Origin of the sequence: Nocardia sp. NPDC059228, assembly GCF_042754245.1 — a bacterium.
In the GTDB taxonomy this organism is placed as follows: domain Bacteria; phylum Actinomycetota; class Actinomycetes; order Mycobacteriales; family Mycobacteriaceae; genus Nocardia.
Genome location: NZ_JBHZAL010000014.1, coordinates 156,548 through 173,889 on the forward strand (window position 1 = coordinate 156,548; position 17,342 = coordinate 173,889).

14 protein-coding genes are annotated in these 17,342 nt (G+C 68.4%); 8 read left to right on the forward strand and 6 right to left on the reverse strand.

Annotated features, from left to right (window positions below):
• The first annotated feature begins 714 nt into the window (after window positions 1-714).
• Window positions 715-2,043, forward strand: coding sequence for an RsmB/NOP family class I SAM-dependent RNA methyltransferase (locus tag ACFXKA_RS22545; RefSeq protein WP_379428739.1), 1,329 nt, complete (start codon window positions 715-717; stop codon window positions 2,041-2,043).
• 474 nt (window positions 2,044-2,517) lie between these two features.
• On the opposite strand, the gene ACFXKA_RS22550 is transcribed toward ACFXKA_RS22545, so the two are convergent.
• From ACFXKA_RS22550 to ACFXKA_RS22560, 3 genes are all read right to left on the reverse strand, one after another.
• Window positions 2,518-4,572: an NAD(+) synthase gene (locus ACFXKA_RS22550; protein WP_379428740.1), complete on the reverse strand. Its 2,055-nt coding sequence runs from the start codon at window positions 4,570-4,572 to the stop codon at window positions 2,518-2,520.
• A gap of 91 nt (window positions 4,573-4,663) precedes the next feature.
• Window positions 4,664-5,557: an RNA polymerase sigma factor SigF gene (locus ACFXKA_RS22555; RefSeq protein WP_379428741.1), complete on the reverse strand. Its 894-nt coding sequence runs from the start codon at window positions 5,555-5,557 to the stop codon at window positions 4,664-4,666.
• Window positions 5,558-5,574: 17 nt separating this feature from the next.
• Window positions 5,575-5,997, reverse strand: coding sequence for an anti-sigma factor (locus ACFXKA_RS22560; protein WP_354837446.1), 423 nt, complete (start codon window positions 5,995-5,997; stop codon window positions 5,575-5,577).
• 127 nt (window positions 5,998-6,124) lie between these two features.
• Here ACFXKA_RS22560 and rpe point away from each other — a divergent pair, with 127 nt between their 5' ends.
• Complete coding sequence (rpe, locus tag ACFXKA_RS22565; RefSeq protein ID WP_354837566.1) at window positions 6,125-6,790, forward strand: ribulose-phosphate 3-epimerase; 666 nt, start codon at window positions 6,125-6,127, stop codon at window positions 6,788-6,790.
• Between the two features lie 7 nt (window positions 6,791-6,797).
• Here rpe and ACFXKA_RS22570 read toward each other — a convergent pair whose 3' ends face one another.
• A complete protein-coding gene (locus ACFXKA_RS22570; protein WP_379428742.1) occupies window positions 6,798-7,109 on the reverse strand; it encodes a hypothetical protein in 312 nt (103 codons plus the stop codon).
• A 660-nt stretch (window positions 7,110-7,769) separates the two neighbouring features.
• On the opposite strand from ACFXKA_RS22570, the gene ACFXKA_RS22575 reads away from it, so the two are divergent.
• The 4 genes from ACFXKA_RS22575 (at window position 7,770) to ACFXKA_RS22590 (ending at window position 10,974) form a co-directional block, all read left to right on the forward strand.
• Complete coding sequence (locus tag ACFXKA_RS22575; protein WP_354837450.1) at window positions 7,770-8,396, forward strand: riboflavin synthase; 627 nt, start codon at window positions 7,770-7,772, stop codon at window positions 8,394-8,396.
• Window positions 8,397-8,574: 178 nt separating this feature from the next.
• Window positions 8,575-9,819, forward strand: coding sequence for a bifunctional 3,4-dihydroxy-2-butanone-4-phosphate synthase/GTP cyclohydrolase II (locus ACFXKA_RS22580; RefSeq protein ID WP_354837452.1), 1,245 nt, complete (start codon window positions 8,575-8,577; stop codon window positions 9,817-9,819).
• Between the two features lie 37 nt (window positions 9,820-9,856).
• Window positions 9,857-10,336, forward strand: a complete 480-nt coding sequence (gene ribH / locus ACFXKA_RS22585; protein WP_357003218.1) for a 6,7-dimethyl-8-ribityllumazine synthase — start codon at window positions 9,857-9,859, stop codon at window positions 10,334-10,336.
• 2 nt (window positions 10,337-10,338) lie between these two features.
• The gene (locus ACFXKA_RS22590) at window positions 10,339-10,974 is read left to right on the forward strand and encodes a PH domain-containing protein (RefSeq protein ID WP_379428743.1); all 636 of its coding nucleotides are present in this window, start codon (window positions 10,339-10,341) and stop codon (window positions 10,972-10,974) included.
• On the opposite strand, the gene ACFXKA_RS22595 is transcribed toward ACFXKA_RS22590, so the two are convergent.
• Window positions 10,971-12,926: a gamma-glutamyltransferase family protein gene (locus tag ACFXKA_RS22595; RefSeq protein ID WP_379428744.1), complete on the reverse strand. Its 1,956-nt coding sequence runs from the start codon at window positions 12,924-12,926 to the stop codon at window positions 10,971-10,973. The genes ACFXKA_RS22590 and ACFXKA_RS22595 overlap by 4 nt on opposite strands.
• A gap of 262 nt (window positions 12,927-13,188) precedes the next feature.
• On the opposite strand from ACFXKA_RS22595, the gene ACFXKA_RS22600 reads away from it, so the two are divergent.
• Window positions 13,189-14,658 (forward strand): amino acid permease, encoded by a 1,470-nt coding sequence (locus ACFXKA_RS22600; protein WP_379428745.1) that lies wholly within the window; start codon window positions 13,189-13,191, stop codon window positions 14,656-14,658.
• Between the two features lie 240 nt (window positions 14,659-14,898).
• Window positions 14,899-15,399, forward strand: coding sequence for a hypothetical protein (locus ACFXKA_RS22605; protein WP_379428746.1), 501 nt, complete (start codon window positions 14,899-14,901; stop codon window positions 15,397-15,399).
• A gap of 155 nt (window positions 15,400-15,554) precedes the next feature.
• Here ACFXKA_RS22605 and ACFXKA_RS22610 read toward each other — a convergent pair whose 3' ends face one another.
• Window positions 15,555-17,225, reverse strand: a complete 1,671-nt coding sequence (locus ACFXKA_RS22610; protein ID WP_379428747.1) for an FAD-binding dehydrogenase — start codon at window positions 17,223-17,225, stop codon at window positions 15,555-15,557.
• Between the last annotated feature and the right edge of the window lie 117 nt (window positions 17,226-17,342).

Below are 17,342 nucleotides of genomic sequence, written 5' to 3' on the forward strand. Positions count from 1 at the left end.
CGCACCGGCGGTCGCCCGCAGTCCGGCGACGGCGAGCAGCGCCGCGGCTTCCGCCGCTCCGCATCTACCGGGGATTCGGGCATCTCGCGGGCGAGCGACCGATCCCAGGGTGATCAGCGCCGCGCGCCGGGATACCGAACCGGTGATGCACGCGCCGCGAACTCGCGGGGCACGCAATCCGGTGAGGGTGAACAGCGTCGCGGCTTCCGCCGCTCCGGCGGGGCAGCAGGCGATTCGGGTGCGGCACGATCCTCCGGATCACGCGGGAACGACGGCGGGGACCAGCGGCGCGCGGGCTCCGGCAAGGGCGAACGCCCTGCGGGAGAACGCAATTCGGGCTCGAACCGGTCGAGTGGCGGACTTCGCGGGCGCGACGGGGATGGGTCGGACGCCGGCCGCGGGCGCGATTCGGCGACCGGTGGTCGGCAGAGCGACGACAGGCGCGGCGGATTCCCGGAAGCGGACCGGGATTCCGGGTCGAACCGGTCGGATCGTGGGGCTCGTGGTGGCGATGGGCGGGGTGCGGGACGTGACCGCACGGCGTCCACGGGTGGACGTTCCTACGGCGGTGACCGCGCGGGCGGCCGGAGTGGCTCGTTCGATCGCGAAAGGACTGCGGGGCAGGGCCGGGGGCCGAAGCGGACTGCGGCGGACGCGAAGGCCGGCACGAGCGGTGCCGCGGCCCGGCGGGCCGAGCGGGCCGGGGCCGATCCGGTGCGGGTGGTGGCGCGGGATGTGCTGCGGGCCGTGCGCGAGCGGGACGCCTACGCGAATCTGGTGCTGCCCGGACTGTTGCGGGAGCGGCATATCAGTGGACGTGATGCGGCGCTGGCCACCGAGTTGACCTATGGGGCCTCGCGGTCGCAGGGGCTGCTGGACGCGGTGATCGCGGAGTGCGCGGGGCGAGGTGTCGAGGAGATCGACGGGCCGCTCCTGGATGCGTTGCGGCTGGGGACCTATCAGCTGCTGCGCACCCGGATCGGCGCGCACGCGGCGGTCGACACGTCCGTCGCGCTGGTGCGAGCGGAGTACGGGCAGGGGCGGGCCGGGTTCGTGAACGCGGTGCTGCGGCGCGTGGCCGAACGCACTCCCGAGGAGTGGGTGGAACGGCTCGCGCCGCGGGATCCACTGGGGCACTTGGCATTCGAGTACGCGCATCCGGTCTGGATCGCGCAGGCCTTCGCGGACGCCCTGGGCGCGCGGGCCGGCGAGCTGGCCGACGTGCTGGCGGCCGACGACGCGCGGCCCGCCGTGCACCTGGTGGCGCGCCCCGGCGATATCACCGCCGAGGAACTGGCCCTGGTCACCGGCGGCGAGGAAGGCCGCTGGTCGCCGTACGCGGTGTACCTCGAGGGCGGTGACCCGGCGAAGCTGGAGCCGGTCCGCGAGGGCATGGCCGCCGTCCAGGACGAGGGCAGCCAGCTGGTCGCCCTGGCCGTCACCCGCGCGCCCCTCGAGGGTCCCGACACCGGCCGCTGGCTCGACCTGTGCGCCGGGCCGGGCGGAAAGACCGCGCTGCTGGCCGCGATCGCGGATATCGACGGCTTCCGCGTCGATGCCGTCGAACCCGCGGAGCACCGCGCCGACCTGGTCCGTCAGGCGACCCGCGGCATGCCCGTGGACGTCCATGTCGCCGACGGCCGCGACAGCGGCCTGACTCCGGGCTTCGACCGCATCCTCGTCGACGCCCCCTGTACCGGCCTGGGCGCCCTGCGCCGCCGCCCGGAGGCCCGCTGGCGCCGCCAGCCCTCCGACGTCCGCGACCTGGTCACCCTGCAGCGCGAACTCCTCACCGCCGCATGGGATCTCGTCCGCCCCGGCGGTGTCGTGGTCTACTCGACCTGCTCCCCGCACCTCCCGGAAACGGTGTCCGTGGTGGCCGATATGGTCCGCCGCACCGGCGCGGAACAGCTCGACACCCGCGACCTGCTCCCGGGCGTCCCGGAACTCGGCGACGGCCCCGGCGCCCAGCTGTGGCCCCACCGCCACGGCACCGACGCCATGTTCCTGGCCGCCCTGCGCAAACCGCTTCAGCCGCAATAGGGTCCGACTCGCACGGACCGTTCGGCCTCGGTCCACCCGTCCACCGAGGCCGAACGCTGGGCAGCCGCCCCGTGCGCCGCAGACCCATCGGCGGTCGCGTGAGTCTGTGACCCGCAGATCCATCGGCGGTCGTGTGGGTGCGTGGCGCGGACTTACCGACGGTCGTGTAGTTCTGTGTGCTGCAGATCCGTCGGTGGTCGCGTGAGTTTGTGACGCGCAGGTCGACCGGCGGTCGTGTGGGTGCGTGATGCGGACTTACCGACGGTCGTGTAGTTCTGTGTGCTGCAGATCCGTCGGTGGTCGCGTGAGTTTGTGACGCGCAGATCGACCGGCGGTCGTGTGGGTGCGTGGCGCGGAGCTACCAATGGTCGCGTAGTTCTGTGTGCCGCAGGCTCACCGGCGGTTGTGCGAACATGGAGGTCTCCGCGGTCGTGGTTCGGTGCGGGTTGGGCGGTAGCGGATTCGCGGCGGTTGTCAGCCGGGGACGTTGCGGTCGAGCTCGTCGAGCCAGGCGGCGGCCGAGGCATCGCTCGGTGCGCGCCAATCACCGCGTGGGGACAGGGATCCGCCCGAACCGACCTTGGGGGCATTCGGGAGGGTGGAGCGTTTGAACTGGCTGGTCTGGATGAAACGGCGCAGGAATTCGGCCAGCCAGTGTTTGACGGCGGGCAGGTCGTATTCGTGGCGCTGGTCGGCGGGGACGAGGTCGGGCCAGCCGCCGCGGGTGCGGTCGGACCAGACATGGTGGGACAGGTAGGCGATGCGGCTCGGCAGGTCGCCGAAGCGGAGCAGGTGGTAGAGGTGGAAGTCCTGGAGTTCGTAGGGGCCGACGGTGGCCTCGGAGCTCTGCGGCGGAGCGTCGCCGTCGGCAGGAATGAGTTCGGGGGAGATCTCGGTGGCGAGAATGGAGGCCAGGACCTCACCCGCCTCGGGCCCCAGCTCGCCGGTGTCGATCGTCCAGGCCACCAGGTATTTGATCAATGTCTTGGGGACCGAGGCGTTCACGCTGTAGTGGGCCATGTGGTCGCCGACGCCGAAGGTGCACCAGCCCAGCGCGAGTTCGCTGAGATCGCCGGTGCCGACGACCAGGGCATCATGCAGATTGGCGAGCCGGAACAGGTGTGAGGTGCGCTCGCCCGCCTGCACGTTCTCGTAGGTGACGTCGTACCGCGGAACCCCTTCGGCGGCAGGGTGCTTCAGGTCTCGCAGCATCTGCGTGGCCGATGGCCGGATGTCGATCTCGTGTGCCGTCGCCCCGACCGCCCGCATGAGCCGCCGCGCGTCCTCGAGGGTGCGGGTGCTGGTGGCGAAGCCGGGCATGGTGTAGGCCAGGACATTCGAGCGCGGCAGGCCCAGCCGGTCCATGGTCTTGGCGGCCACGATGAGCGCCACCGTGGAGTCCAGGCCGCCGGACACCCCGATCACCACCCGCTGTGATCCGGTGGCGGTCAGCCGTGTGCTCAGTCCCTCCACCTGGATGCGATGCACCTCGGCGCAGCGCTCGTTGCGGCGGGCCGGATCGGCGGGAACGTAGGGGAAGCGTGGGATCTCGCGCCGCAGCGCGACAGTCCCGGCGGGCACGGGCAGCTCGACGTCGATGCGCCGGAACCGTTGCAGCCGCTCCCGATGATCGTGCACGGTGTCGGCGAAGCTGGTGGTGCGCAGCCGGTCCGCGGCCAGCCGCCGCAGATCGATATCGGCGGTGACCACCTGCGGGTGTCCGGCGAACCGCTCGCCCTCCGCCAGCACATTGCCGTTCTCGCACACCAGTGCCTGTCCGTCCCAGGCCATGTCGGTGGTCGACTCGCCGTGCCCGGCAGCCGAATACAGGTACGCGGCGAGATACCGCGCCGAATGTGAGGCGCACAGTTCGCGCCGGTAGTCGGCCTTGCCGATGACGATATTGCTGGCCGACAGATTCACCAGCACACTGGCCCCGGCCAGCGCGGCGAAACCGCTGGGCGGCAACGGTACCCAGCCGTCCTCGCAGATCTCGAGATGGAACACGAAATCCGGCAGGTTGCGCGCGGCGAACAGCAGATCGGCCCCGAACGGCACCCGCTGCCCGGCGATCACCACCTGGTCGTCGAGGGCCTCCCGCGCGGCCGCGAACTGACGCTTCTCGTAGAACTCCCGATAGTTGGGCAGGTAGCTCTTGGGCGCGGCGCCCAGCACCCGGCCGCGGTGAATCACGATGCCGCAGTTGAACAGCCGGCCCTGCGCCCGCACCGGCGCGCCCACCACCAGCACCGTCTCGATGGCGGCGCTCTCCTCGACCACGCGCTCGAGTGCCAGGCCGACCGCGGCGTCCAGCGCGTCCTGATGGAACAGGTCGTCGGCGGTGTAGCTGGAAAGCCCGAGCTCGGGGAAGATCGTCAGCGCCGCGTGCTCGGCCGCGGCGCGCCGGGCCAGCAGCAGGGTCTGTTCGGCGTTGAAGCCCGGATCGGCGACGCGCACCGGTGGCACGGCCACCGCGACCCGCGCGAACCCGTGCCGATACAGCGAATCGAACGGCAGTTGCTGTGACAACACCGACCCCTTTGCATCCGGCCGAGGCGATCATGACCCGACCGCAATCTACCCATCCTGGGCGCGCGCCGGGGCCCCGGCCACGCCGGAGTCACTCGCGGGCGGATTGTTCCCGCAGGCGGGCAAGGGTTTTCGAGAGGATCCGGGAGACGTGCATCTGCGAGATGCCCATCTGCTGGGCGATCTGGGTCTGGGTCATGGATTCGAAGAAGCGCATGGTGAGGATGCGGCGTTCGCGTTCGGGAAGCCCGGCCAGCAGGGGCCGGATGGCCACGTATTCCTCGACGCGGTCGAACTGGGATTCTTCCTCGCCGAGGGTGTCGAGGAGCGAGGCCTCGGTGTCGCGGCCGACGGAGACGGCGTCGATGCTGCTGGGCTGGTAGGCGTTTCCGGCGATGACCGCCTGGGTGACCTCGTCGGCGTCGATCTCGAGGGCGGCCGCGATCTCCTTGGCGGTGGGGGAGCGGCCCAGCTGCTGGGAGAGGGCGTCGATGGCGGAGCCGATGCGCAGGTGGGTTTCCTTGACGCGGCGCGGTACCCGCATGGCCCAGGTGTTGTCGCGGAAGTAGCGGCGGACCTCGCCCATGATGGTCGGCACCGCGAAGGACAGGAAGTTGGAGCCGCGGGAGATGTCGAAGCGGTCCACCGCGTGCACCAGCCCCACCCGCGCGACCTGGGTGAGGTCGTCGAAAGGCTCACCGCGGCCGCTGAATTTGCGGGCGATGTGGTCGGCGAGGGGAATGCAGCGGTTGATCAGTTCGGTGCGCAGTGCGGCGCGCCGCCCGGATTCCGGTGCGGCGGCGGCCAGTTCCGCGAACAGCGTGGTGACGTCGTCGTAGCCGGAGACGCTGCGCGCGACCTCCTCGGCCTCGTCGGCGTCGACCGTCTCCTCGGCGGTGTCCTCGGTCTCGGTCTCGTCCGTTTCGGTTTCCCGGTCGTCGCGCAGTTCCTCGGGTCCCGGTGCGTCGGCGGATGCTGCGAACACGTTGTCTCCGTCGGTCACTACGCCTTCCCCCGGACCCGCCGGAACTCCACCGCCGTCGGGTATCCGGAGATCGCCGGATCGAAGGGTTCCTGGGTGGCGGTGACCTCGTCGGAGAGCGTCCGCAGCACGTGCCAGCCGAAGCTGCGCTGGTCCGGTAGCCCCTCGGCCCCGGCGATGCCGCTCACCCGCACGATCAGATCCGAGTCGCCGACGGTGAACACGCACTGCAGCGTGGTGCCCGGCGCGGCGACGGCGATCAGCGTGGAGGCCGCCTCGTCGACGGCGAGCCGGATATCGGCCACCTCGTCCAGGGTGAAATCGCTGAGCAGCACCAGTGTTTCGGCGAGTCCGCGCACGATGGGCAACTGGGAGACGGACGCGGCGACACCGATCTCGACCGGTGTACCTCGCAACCCTTGTTCCGCCGAAATGTTGATCACTCTGTAGAGGCTACCCATTCCGGTGCGCGGCAATCAGCCATTCCCGTTGACGTGGGGGCCATGGGGGGCTGCCGATAGACTGCGGCCCGTGTGCACCTCTTCCTCCCCCTTCCAGCGGCCCGCTCCGATGATCGCCCCGTCCATCCTGTCCGCCGACTTCGCGAATCTCGCGGCCGAACTGCAAGCGATCGAGGGCGCCGACTGGGTGCACGTCGATGTGATGGACAACCATTTCGTCCCGAATCTGACGCTGGGTCTGCCGGTGGTGGAAAGCCTGTTGAAGGTGACCGACATCCCGATGGACTGCCACCTCATGATCGAGAACCCGGAGCGCTGGGCCCCGGGCTACGCCGAGGCCGGTGCCTACAACGTCACTTTTCACGCCGAGGCCACCGACAACCCGATCGCGGTGGCGCGTGACATCCGCGCCGCGGGCGCCAAGGCGGGGCTCTCGGTCAAGCCGAACACCCCGATCGAGCCCTACCTCGAGATCCTGCGCGAGTTCGACACCCTGCTGGTGATGAGCGTCGAACCCGGTTTCGGCGGACAGTCTTTCATCGCGCACGTGCTCGACAAGGCCCGGCAGGTGCGCCGCCTGGTCGACGCCGGTGAGCTGCGCCTGGTCGTGGAGATCGACGGCGGCATCAATATGGACACCATCGAACAGGCTGCCGAGGCCGGCATCGACTGCTTCGTGGCGGGCTCCGCGGTGTACGGTACCCCGGACCCGGCCGCGACCGTGGAAATCTTGCGGCAGAAGGTGATCGCGGTCGAGGCGGCGTCCGCGCAGTAGCGCGGGCTCAGTGCTGTAGCACCGCTTCGATCACCGATTCCAGCGGCGGAACCGTGTCACTGGCATCGGGGCAGTGCACCCAGGTGCGGTATCCCGTCCGCTCGTCGTCGGCGGACGGGAGCACGACCTGCGCTCCCGGGCACGCGACGGTGGCGTAGAGCCGGAACAGGGCGGCGGTCACCGATTTGGTGAGGGATTCCGGCCGGGCGGGGCCGGTGATGAAGGTCCATCGCCGTGCCCGGGGGTGGTGCACGACCGGCCCGGCCAGATCGGCCTGCGCCAGCTGCTGCTGGACGCGTTCGCCGAGGTCGGCGGGCATGGTGATGGCACCGTATCGAGTGCCTATTTCCAACAGGATGTGCCGTGACGTCGGGTCGATCGATGCCGGCAGGTGAAATTCGCGTCGGTACTGTACGCAGCGAACTTCGAGTGTCGAATCGAGAAGCATGGTCACGCCGCACCCCCAACTGTGCCGATTGTGTTGTCTGCCACCTGAATCCGACCCGCGCGGGGTCCAACCTTCCTTCGGTTCTGCTTGCGATGGTCGTCACCGTCCGGATCGGCCGTGGACACGGTGACCGTTCTGCACTGAACTGCTCGCGGAGAAGTTGAACTGTGGGAATCAGCTGCATAACAATCTTGCGACCATTCTCGCTGCCGCGCAAGATTCTGGGTTGAGCGAGTCGTGAATTGGGTACCAATCCCAGTTGGGCCAGGTCAGGCCATTCAAAGTACCGGTAAATCCCGGCGTCTCAATTGGCGATCGCGACCAATGGACACAATTATCCGATCGCACATTGGCGTACGCCCGATTTCGTCCATCCACCGGTATCCAACGCTCCAGTGAACGAGGCCGCATGTCGCCTACGACCCCGCGTCGTTAGGCTGAAGGGGACAGCTGTCCACGCGGGGAATACCGCGTACCGCACCGGCTGTTGGCTCGAGCGGAGCACGCACACGCGATCAGGGAGAGGTACGCATGTTCACAGGCATCGTCGAGGAGCTGGGCGAGATCCTCGCCACCGAGCAGCTGGACGATTCGGCGCGGCTGACCATTCGCGGACCGCTGGTGACCTCCGATGCGGGACACGGTGATTCGATCGCCGTCAACGGCGTCTGCCTCACCGTGGTCGACCGGAAGATCGAGGGCGACACCTTCACCGTCGACGTCATGGCCGAGACCCTGGACCGCTCCAGCATCGGCGGCCTGACCGTGGGCTCCCGCGTCAACCTCGAGCGCGCGGCGGCCGTGAACAGCCGCCTGGGCGGGCACATCGTGCAGGGTCACGTCGACGGCACCGGCACCATCGTCTCCCGCACCCCGTACGAGAACTGGGAGGTCGTGCGAATCTCCCTGCCCGACAGCATCGCTCGCTATGTGGTGGAGAAGGGCTCGATCACCGTGGACGGCATCTCGCTGACCGTCTCGGGCATCGGCCCGGCCGAGGACGCCTTCGCCGACGGCGCCAAGGACTGGTTCGAGGTGTCGCTCATCCCCACCACCCGCGAGCTCACCACCCTCGGCACGGCCCCGGTCGGCACCACCGTGAATCTCGAAGTCGACATCATCGCCAAGTACGTCGAACGGCTCGTACAGCGCGGCTGACGTCCAAGGTTCGCGGCCCATCTCGTTCTGGACCGACAGAGCGGGAGAGCGAAGCGGAGGAGCGGAGGAGGGAAGAACGAGACCTCCAGGGCCGCGAACCCGCGACGCCGGAGGCGGCGCAAATTGGACAGTGCCCTACTGTAATGAGGCACCTAATTCGAGATGGAGCACAACAGACGTGACCAGGTTCGACACCATCGAGCGCGCAGTCGCCGACATCGCCGCCGGTAAGGCGGTTGTCGTCGTCGACGACGAGGGCCGGGAGAACGAGGGCGACCTCATCTTCGCGGCGGAGAAGGCGACACCCGAGCTGGTGGCCTTCATGATCCGCTACACCTCCGGTTACATCTGTGTGCCGCTCACCGGGGACGACTGCGATCGCCTGGGCCTGCCGCCGATGTACGCGGTCAACCAGGACAAGCACGGCACCGCCTACACCGTCTCCGTCGACGCCCGCGAGGGCATCACCACCGGCATCTCGGCCGCCGACCGCGCCACCACCATGCGCGTGCTGGCCGACCGCAACGCCAAGTCCGACGATCTGACCCGCCCGGGCCACGTGGTTCCGTTGCGCGCCAAGGATGGTGGCGTGCTACGCCGGCCCGGCCACACCGAGGCCGCCGTGGATCTGGCCCGGATGGCCGGGCTCAGCCCCGCCGGCGTCATCTGCGAGATCGTCAGCCAGAAGAACGAGGGCGATATGGCGCGCACCGAGGAGTTGCGCATCTTCGCCGACGAGCACGATCTGGCGCTGATCTCCATCGCCGACATGATCGCCTGGCGCCGCCGCAACGAGAAGCACGTCAAGCAGGTGGCCGAGGCCAAGCTGCCCACCGAGTTCGGCGACTTCCTGGCGATCGGCTACGAGAGCGAATACGACGACGCCGAGCACGTGGCCCTGGTCATGGGCGATATCGGCGACGGCATGGACGTACTGGTGCGCGTGCACTCGGAATGCCTCACCGGCGACGCCTTCGGCTCGCTGCGCTGCGACTGCGGCCCGCAGCTGGACGCCGCCATGGAGATGATCGCCCAGCAGGGCCGCGGCGTGCTGCTCTACATGCGCGGCCACGAGGGCCGCGGCATCGGGCTGCTGCACAAGCTGCAGGCATACCAGCTGCAGGACGGCGGCGCCGACACCGTGGACGCCAACCTGGACCTGGGCCTGCCCGCCGACGCGCGCGACTACGGCATCGGCGCTCAGATCCTCGCCGACCTGGGCATCACCTCGATGCGGCTGCTCACCAACAATCCCGACAAGCGTGCCGGGATCGAGGGCTACGGCCTGAGCATCAGCGAGCGGGTGGCGATGCCCGTGCGCGCGAACAAGCACAATCTGCGGTATCTGCGCACCAAGCGGGATCGGATGGGCCACGACCTGGTCGGCCTGGAAGACCTGGACCTGGGCGAAACCGCGAACTGACGCGCCGGAACCGACTACCGAGAGGGCGGAAACGAGAATGAGCGGTACGGGCGTACCGACCTTCGAGCTGGCCGATGCCAAGGACCTCAAGCTGGGGATCGTGGCGTCGCGCTGGCACACCACCATCTGCGACGCGCTGGTCGCGAACGCGGAGCAGACCGCCCGGGCCGCGGGCGTCGCCGACATCACCGTGGTCCGGGTCGCCGGCGCGATGGAGCTGCCGGTCGTGGCGCAGGCACTGGCCCGCAGCCATGACGCGGTGGTCGCGCTGGGTGTCGTGATCCGTGGTGAGACACCGCATTTCGAGTACGTGTGCGATTCGGTGACCGCCGGTCTGACCCGGGTGTCCCTCGATGAGAGCACCCCGGTGACCAATGGCGTGCTCACCGTGAACACCGAGCAGCAGGCGCTGGATCGCGCGGGCCTGCCCGGCTCGATCGAGAACAAGGGCGAGCAGGCCGCGGCCGCCGCCCTCGACGCCGCGCTGACCCTGCGCGAGCTGACCCAGACCGTCTAGCCATGCCGGTCGTGCGGATCTGGAAGCGGGACGGCGGCTCCGAGGAGCCGCCCCGCAAGCCTGCCGCCACGCCGGAAACGCCTGCGGCGCACTCCGATCCGCGGGCCGAGCAGAGAGCGGAGTCCGAGGACGCCATGGCCGAGCCGACCGAAACCGAGACGCCGGTGCAGCCCGGCACCGCCGCGGGCGATTGGGATCTCGAGGTGCGACCGCACCACGCCATCGTCACCGTGCGGATCGTGGCGGCGGTGCTGGCGGCCCTCTTCATCTTCGGCGGCATCGTGCTGCGGCACGGATCCACCGGCGTGAACTTCCGGGTCTCCGACCAGATCGGCCTGATGGTGTTCGGCCTGCTGCTGGCCGGCGGCGTGCTGACGCTCACCCGGCCCCGGGTGCGGGTCGGCCGGCGCGGGGTGACGGTGCGCAATATCGTGGGCGACAGCGAGTTCCAGTGGAAGGACATCCGCGGGATCTCCTTCCCGGACAAGAAGTCCTGGGCCCGGCTGGAATTGGCGCACGACGAGTACGTGCCCATGATGGCCATCCGCTCCAACGACAAGATGCGCGCCGCCGAGGCCATGGACCGGTTCCGGGAACTCGGCGCCAAGTACAGCGCCGAGAACCAGGACCGACGCTAGCGCGGGGCGCCGAGCACCGCGCCCTCGCGGCGCGGGTCCGCGCCGCCGATCCAGCCATTACCGTCGCGGACCAGGGCCGACAGACCGCTGGACTGCGGGGTGACCGAGACCTGGTCGCCGTACTGGCGCAGTTTCTGCACCAGCGGATCGTGGTCGCCGTTGTCGGAGGCGTCGACGGCCGGATGCTCACCACCCACATAGGTGGTGGGGGAGTTGGCCGCGCCGAAGTCGATCATCGACACCGCCTGCTGCGGGTTCATGCCCCAATCCAGCATGCCCACCAGGGTTTTCACCACGAACTGGATGATCACCGCCCCGCCGGGCGAACCGGTGACGTAGCTGAGCGCGCCGCGCGAGCCGTCGGGATTGCGGTCGAAGACCAGGGTCGGGGCCATGGAGCTGCGCGGCCGCTTGCCGGGGTCGAGGCGGTTGGCGATCGGGGCGCCGTCCTTGTCGACCGGTTCGGCCGAGAAGTCGGTGAGCTGGTTGTTGAGGATGAACCCGTCCACGAAATGGAATGACCCGAACGCGGATTCGACCGTGGTGGTCATGGAGGCCGCGTTGCCGTACTTGTCGACGATGGAGATGTGGCTGGTGCCGTGCTCGGGCTGCTGCGGGCCGTTGCCGACCGGCACCGGGCCGAAGTCACCCGGCTTGGCGGTGCCCAGGCTCTTGGCCGGGTCGATGAGCGCCGCACGCTGCTTCAGGTAGCCGGGATCCAGCAGGGTCTGCGGCGAATTGCCCGGCAGCGGAACGAAATCCGAGTCGCCGATGTACTTGTCGCGGTCGGCGTAGGCCAGGCGCTCGGCCTCGGCGATCAGGTGCACGGCCTCCGGGGTGGGTTTGCCGCCGTTGCGGGCGGTGGTGCTGTCGCCGCCGAGGTCCGCCGGTTTCATCGACGCCAGATCGAAGTTGGACAGGATGCCCAGGGTCGCCTCCACCGCGATGCCGCCCGAGGACGGGTTGGGCATGCCGCACACCTCGTGGGTGCGGTAGGGCGAGCACACCGCGGTGCGCTTCTTCGCCCGGTAGGACTGCAGATCCGCCAGGGACAGCAGCCCCGGGGTGCGTCCGCCCGCGGTGGTGGCGGTGGTGTCCACGATGTCCGCGGCGATCGCGCCGGTATAGAAGGCGTTCGCCCCGTCGGTCGCGATGGCCGAGAGGGTCTTGCCGAAGGCGGGATTGGTGAGCGTGGTGCCGGACGGCTTCGGGCTGCCGTCGGGTTGTAGGAAATACTCCTTGGCATTGTCGTCGCGCGCCAGGTCGGCCTTGGAGTCGGAGATCTGGCTCGCCATCCGCGGTGAGATCTTGAAGCCCTGATCCGCCAGGTTGATCGCCGGGGCGAACAGGTCCTTCCACGGCTGCTTGCCGTGCTCGTCGTGGGCCAGCTCCAGCATCCGCAGCACGCCCGGCGTGCCGATGGAACGTCCGCTGGCCCGCGCATTCGGTTGCGGCACAGTGTGATCGGCGGCGCTGATGTAGCGCAGGTAGTCCTCGGTGGCGGCCGCCGGGGCGGTCTCGCGGCCGTCGTAGGCGTCGACGGTCCTGGTATTGGCGTCGTAGTACATCAGGAACGCGCCGCCGCCGATACCGGTGGCCTGGGGCTCCACCAGATTCAGCACGGTCTGCGCCACGATGAGCGCGTCCGCGGCGGTGCCGCCGTCCCGCAGGACCCGGCAAGCCGCCTCGGTGGCAACGGGATTGGCGGTGGAGACCGCGAAATCGCCGGTGCGCACGGGTGTCATGCCGGTGCGGTAACCGGTGGCGACCTCGGGGTGCAGGGCCAGATTCGTGCTGCTGGGCCCGGCAGGCGCCCCGGAGGTGACCGGAGTTCCGTTGGGGGACACCGTGCACGACGCACTCTGGTTCGTCGAGGACGAACAGGCGGTGACCAATCCGACCAGCAGCAGTAGAGCGGCAGCGCCGCTCCCGATTCGTCGCGAGCGCCTCATGATCGGACTCTAGCGCCGTGGGCCCGCGGGGGCAGGGCTTTGACGGGCCGGATCGGAGGGCTACCAGGGGAAATGCCGGCCGCAGATCGCTCGAGTATTTCAGCGCCTTCACGGCAATCTCCGAAAAACCAGCCAATTGGTCGCTTGACCGGCCTTCTTTTTGCGAAGGATTCCCCGCTCGGAGTATCGATGTGGAGCTCAGCAAACGGCAAGGTACCCTCAGGCTGCCTCACTTCACGATTGCGGAGGGTTAACCCGGCGAATGACCGAGATCCGGACTACTGCCACCAGCCTCAATGCCGAGGACAGCGGCTATCACAAAGCCCTGAAGCCCCGGCAATTGCAGATGATCGCCATCGGCGGTGCCATCGGCACCGGCCTGTTCCTGGGCGCGGGTGGCCGGCTGCACAATGCCGGCCCATCGCTGTTCCTGGTGTACCTCATCTGCGGCATCTTCGTGTTCTTCATCCTGCGCGCCCTCGGCGAACTGGTATTGCACCGCCCGTCCTCGGGCTCGTTCGTCTCCTATGCGCGCGAATTCTTCGGTGAGAAGGCCGCATTCGTGGCCGGCTGGATGTACTTCCTGAACTGGTCCATGACCGGCATCGTCGACACCACCGCGATCGCCACCTATCTGCACTACTGGGGACCCTTCCAGCCGATCGCGCAATGGCTGCTGGCGCTGGGCGCGCTGATCATCGTGCTCGGCATCAACCTGGTCTCGGTCAAATGGTTCGGCGAGATGGAATTCTGGGCGGCCATGATCAAGGTGGTGGCCCTGGTGACCTTCCTGGTCGTCGGCACCGTCTTCCTGGCCGGGCGCTTCGAGGTCGAGGGCCAGAGCACCGGACTGCGCATGGTCTCCGATGCCGGCGGCTGGTTCCCGACCGGCGTGCTGCCGCTGGTCACCGTCACCTCCGGCGTCGTGTTCGCCTACGCCGCCGTGGAAATGGTGGGCATCGCGGCCGGCGAGACCGAGAATCCGGCCAAGATCATGCCGCGCGCCATCAATTCGGTGATCATGCGTATCGCCGTATTCTATTGCGGCTCGGTGATTCTGCTGGCGCTGCTGCTGCCCTACACCGCGTACAAGGGCGGCGAGAGCCCGTTCGTCACCTTCTTCGGCAAACTCGGTGTCGCGCACATGGGTTCGATCATGAATTTCGTGGTGCTCACCGCGGCGCTGTCGAGTTTGAATGCCGGACTGTATTCGACCGGCCGCATCCTCCGCTCGATGGCGATGAACGGCAGTGCGCCGAAATTCACTTCACGGATGTCCAGTGCAGGTGTGCCGTACGGCGGCATTCTGCTCACCGCCACCATCGCGCTGTTCGGTATCTGGCTGAATTACATTGTGCCGTCGGAGGCTTTCGAAATCGTGCTGAACGTCGCGTCGCTCGGCATTCTGGCTTCCTGGGCGACCATTGTGCTGTGTCAGTTGAAGCTGTTCTACCTGTGGAAGAAGGGGCAGGCGGAGCGTCCGGCGTTCCGGATGTTCGGTGCGCCCTACACCGGCATCGCGACACTGGTGTTCCTCTTCGCGGTGCTGGTGCTGATGGCTTTCGACCATCCGGTCGGTACGTGGACGGTGGCCAGCCTGGTGATCATCGTGCCCGCGCTGGCCATCGGGTGGAAGGTCGCCAGCCCGCGGGTGCTGGCCATCGCCAGGCTGCGCGAGGGCTACACCGGCGAGTTCCCGGTGATCCCGCCGATCCCCATGGACGACAAGTAGTTTTCCGCTTCCGGGGGTACACTGAGAAACTCTGTCCGGACCTGCGCTTTCAACGGCCGCACGCGAAATCGCGTGCGGCCGTTATGTGTTCGAGATCACTGTTTCGCATGCTACCTATCGGCTGTGGCCATGGTCATAACTTCGTCAACCAGATTGTCCGGAATCCGAACATTTGGTTAGCGTCAGGTTCAGCGCGTTCGCAGGGGGCGCGCGACCAGGGGTTACTCGATGAGGAGTGCTGTGAGTTCGCAAATGGCCGTTGCCGACGAGATGGATATGACGCCCGTCGCCGCGGAAAACGGCATTCCAGCCACATTTTTCGAGCGGGTGCTCGACGGGGTGCGGGGGTTGCGCCGTGATGGTTCCGAAATCGATATGCCCGCCCAGGTCCGGGAAACGCAGTACGCCGCGTTCGGCGCGATGGGACTGGCGGTGCTGCACAGCCTGCTGTCCATCACCGGCGGCGTCTCGTGCGTGGTCGGCAGCATCGGCCACTTCTTCGCCGCCTGGGTGACCGGCGGTGTCGCACTGCTGTTCGGGCTGCGCTCGCGCTGGATCTGGGTGACCGCGCTCGGATTGGCCAGCCTGCAGTCCTTCCTGGGCATCTTCACGCTGGTGTCGGCCGAAATGCCCGCGGGCGTGGGGCCGTTCACCGTGCTCTTCGGCGTCATGGTGTCCGGCGTGGTGCTGGCGCTGCTGCTGCGCCGCGACCTCTACCGCTGGTTCGCGGTTGCACCCTGAAGTGATCGAGCGCCCGGCCGCCCGGACCAATATCCGGGCGGTGGGCGACAACTGATTTCGTGCCCTTCGGAGTAACTCGCCGGGTACGTCCTGAATTGGTTCGGCAGCCAACCGCCGGCACGGGTGCACGGCGGCCAACGGCACTCAGCTGCCCGCTAAAGTTCCGGGGAGGCGGTATTGCCGAGCGCGCGGCCGGCTGCGCGACCGGAGAAGATGCAGCCGCCGAGGAAGGTGCCCTCCAGCGCGTTGTAGCCGTGCACGCCGCCACCGCCGAACCCGGCGACCTCGCCCGCGGCGTAGAGGCCCGGGAACGGGGTGCCGTCGGCGCGGATGACCTGCGAGTCCAGATTGGTCTGCAGGCCGCCCAGCGTCTTGCGGGTCAGGATGTTCAGGCGCACGCCGATCAGCGGGCCGTGCGCGGGATCCAGGATCTTGTGCGGGCTCGCCACCCGGACCTTGTCGCCCAGGAAGCGGCGCGCGTTGTTGACGGCCATCAGCTGGGCGTCCTTGCTGTACTTGTTCTCGACATCCCGGTCGCGGGCCACGATCTGGCGCTCGATGTCGGCGAGGTCGAGGTGCGGGCCGCGCGAGATCTTGTTCATGCCCGCGATCAGCTCGGCCAGGGTGTCGGCGACCACGAAGTCCACCCCGTGCTGCTTGAATGCCTCGACCGGGCCCGGCGCGCCCTTCGCCACCCGGCTCTTGAGGGCCAGCTTCAGATCCTTGCCGGTGAGATCGGGATTCTGCTCCGAGCCCGAGAGCGCGAACTCCTTCTCGATGATCGACTGGTCGAGAATGAACCATGAGTAGTCGTAGCCGGTCGCCAGGATCTGCTTCATGGTGGCATTGGTGTCGAAACCCGGGAAAGCCGGTGCGGTCATGCGCTTTCCATTGGCGTCGAACCACAGCGAGGACGGGCCGGGAATGATGCGGATGGCGTGATCGGGCCAGATCGGATCCCAGTTGTGGATGCCCTCGGTGTAGTGCCACATGCGATCCCGGTTCACGATGCGCCCGCCCGCGGCCTCGGTGATGCCCAGCATGCGGCCGTCCACGTGCGCGGGCACGCCGGAGATCATGTGCTCCGGGCAGGGGCCGAGCCGGTCGGTCGGCCAGTTGCGGCGGATGAGTTCGTGATTGTGGCCGATGCCGCCGGAGGACACGATGACCGCGCGCGCACGGAACTCGAACTCGCTCACGATATTCCGTGAGGACGCGACCCCGCGGGCCTCGGTGGCGGGCTCCAGCACGCTACCGCGCACGCCGGTCACCGCATCGTCCTCCACGATCAGCTCGTCGACCCGGTGCCGGAAGGCGAAGCCGACCTGTCCCCGCTGCTCGGCCTCGAGCACCGGCTCGAGGAACACCCGTACCACCTCGGGGCCGGTGCCCCAGGTGAGATGGAAGCGCGGCACCGAGTTGCCGTGCCCGTCGGCGGTCACGCCGCCGCGCTCGGCCCAGCCGACCACGGGCGTCACCCGCAACCCGAGATCGTAGAGGTACTGCCGCTTCTCGGTGGCCGCGAACTCCACGTACGCGCGCGCCCACTGCCGGGCCCAGTGGTCCTCGTCCTCACGGTCGAAGCCGGCCGAGCCGAACCAGTCCTGCATGGCGAGCGCGAGGCTGTCCTTGACGCCGAGCCGCCGTTGTTCGGGACTGTCCACGAAGAACAGCCCGCCCAGCGACCAGAACGCCTGGCCGCCCAGGTTGGCGCGGTTCTCCTGATCCAGCACGAGTACGCGGCGTCCCGCCTTGACCAGCTCGTACGTGGCGACGAGACCGGCCAGCCCGGCCCCGACCACGATGACATCCGGATTCTCGATCATGCCCATGATTTCCTTGGTGTCGAAGTTCGATACACGAATGTATCGAACGAGGTCGCTGCTGTACAGGCGCTCGATACAGTGCTGTATCGAACGAGGTTGTCGGTGGGACATGGCATG

Coding starts and splice junctions, on each gene's coding strand:
- ribH (WP_357003218.1), top strand. CDS start 9,857: ATGAGCGGTACGGGCGTACCGACCTTCGAGCTGGCCGATGCCAAGGAC.
- ACFXKA_RS22570 (WP_379428742.1), bottom strand. CDS start 7,109: ATGCCCGCCGACCTCGGCGAACGCGTCCAGCAGCAGCTGGCGCAGGCC.
- ACFXKA_RS22610 (WP_379428747.1), bottom strand. CDS start 17,225: ATGATCGAGAATCCGGATGTCATCGTGGTCGGGGCCGGGCTGGCCGGT.
- ACFXKA_RS22595 (WP_379428744.1), bottom strand. CDS start 12,926: ATGAGGCGCTCGCGACGAATCGGGAGCGGCGCTGCCGCTCTACTGCTG.
- ACFXKA_RS22590 (WP_379428743.1), top strand. CDS start 10,339: ATGCCGGTCGTGCGGATCTGGAAGCGGGACGGCGGCTCCGAGGAGCCG.
- ACFXKA_RS22575 (WP_354837450.1), top strand. CDS start 7,770: ATGTTCACAGGCATCGTCGAGGAGCTGGGCGAGATCCTCGCCACCGAG.
- rpe (WP_354837566.1), top strand. CDS start 6,125: ATGATCGCCCCGTCCATCCTGTCCGCCGACTTCGCGAATCTCGCGGCC.
- ACFXKA_RS22600 (WP_379428745.1), top strand. CDS start 13,189: ATGACCGAGATCCGGACTACTGCCACCAGCCTCAATGCCGAGGACAGC.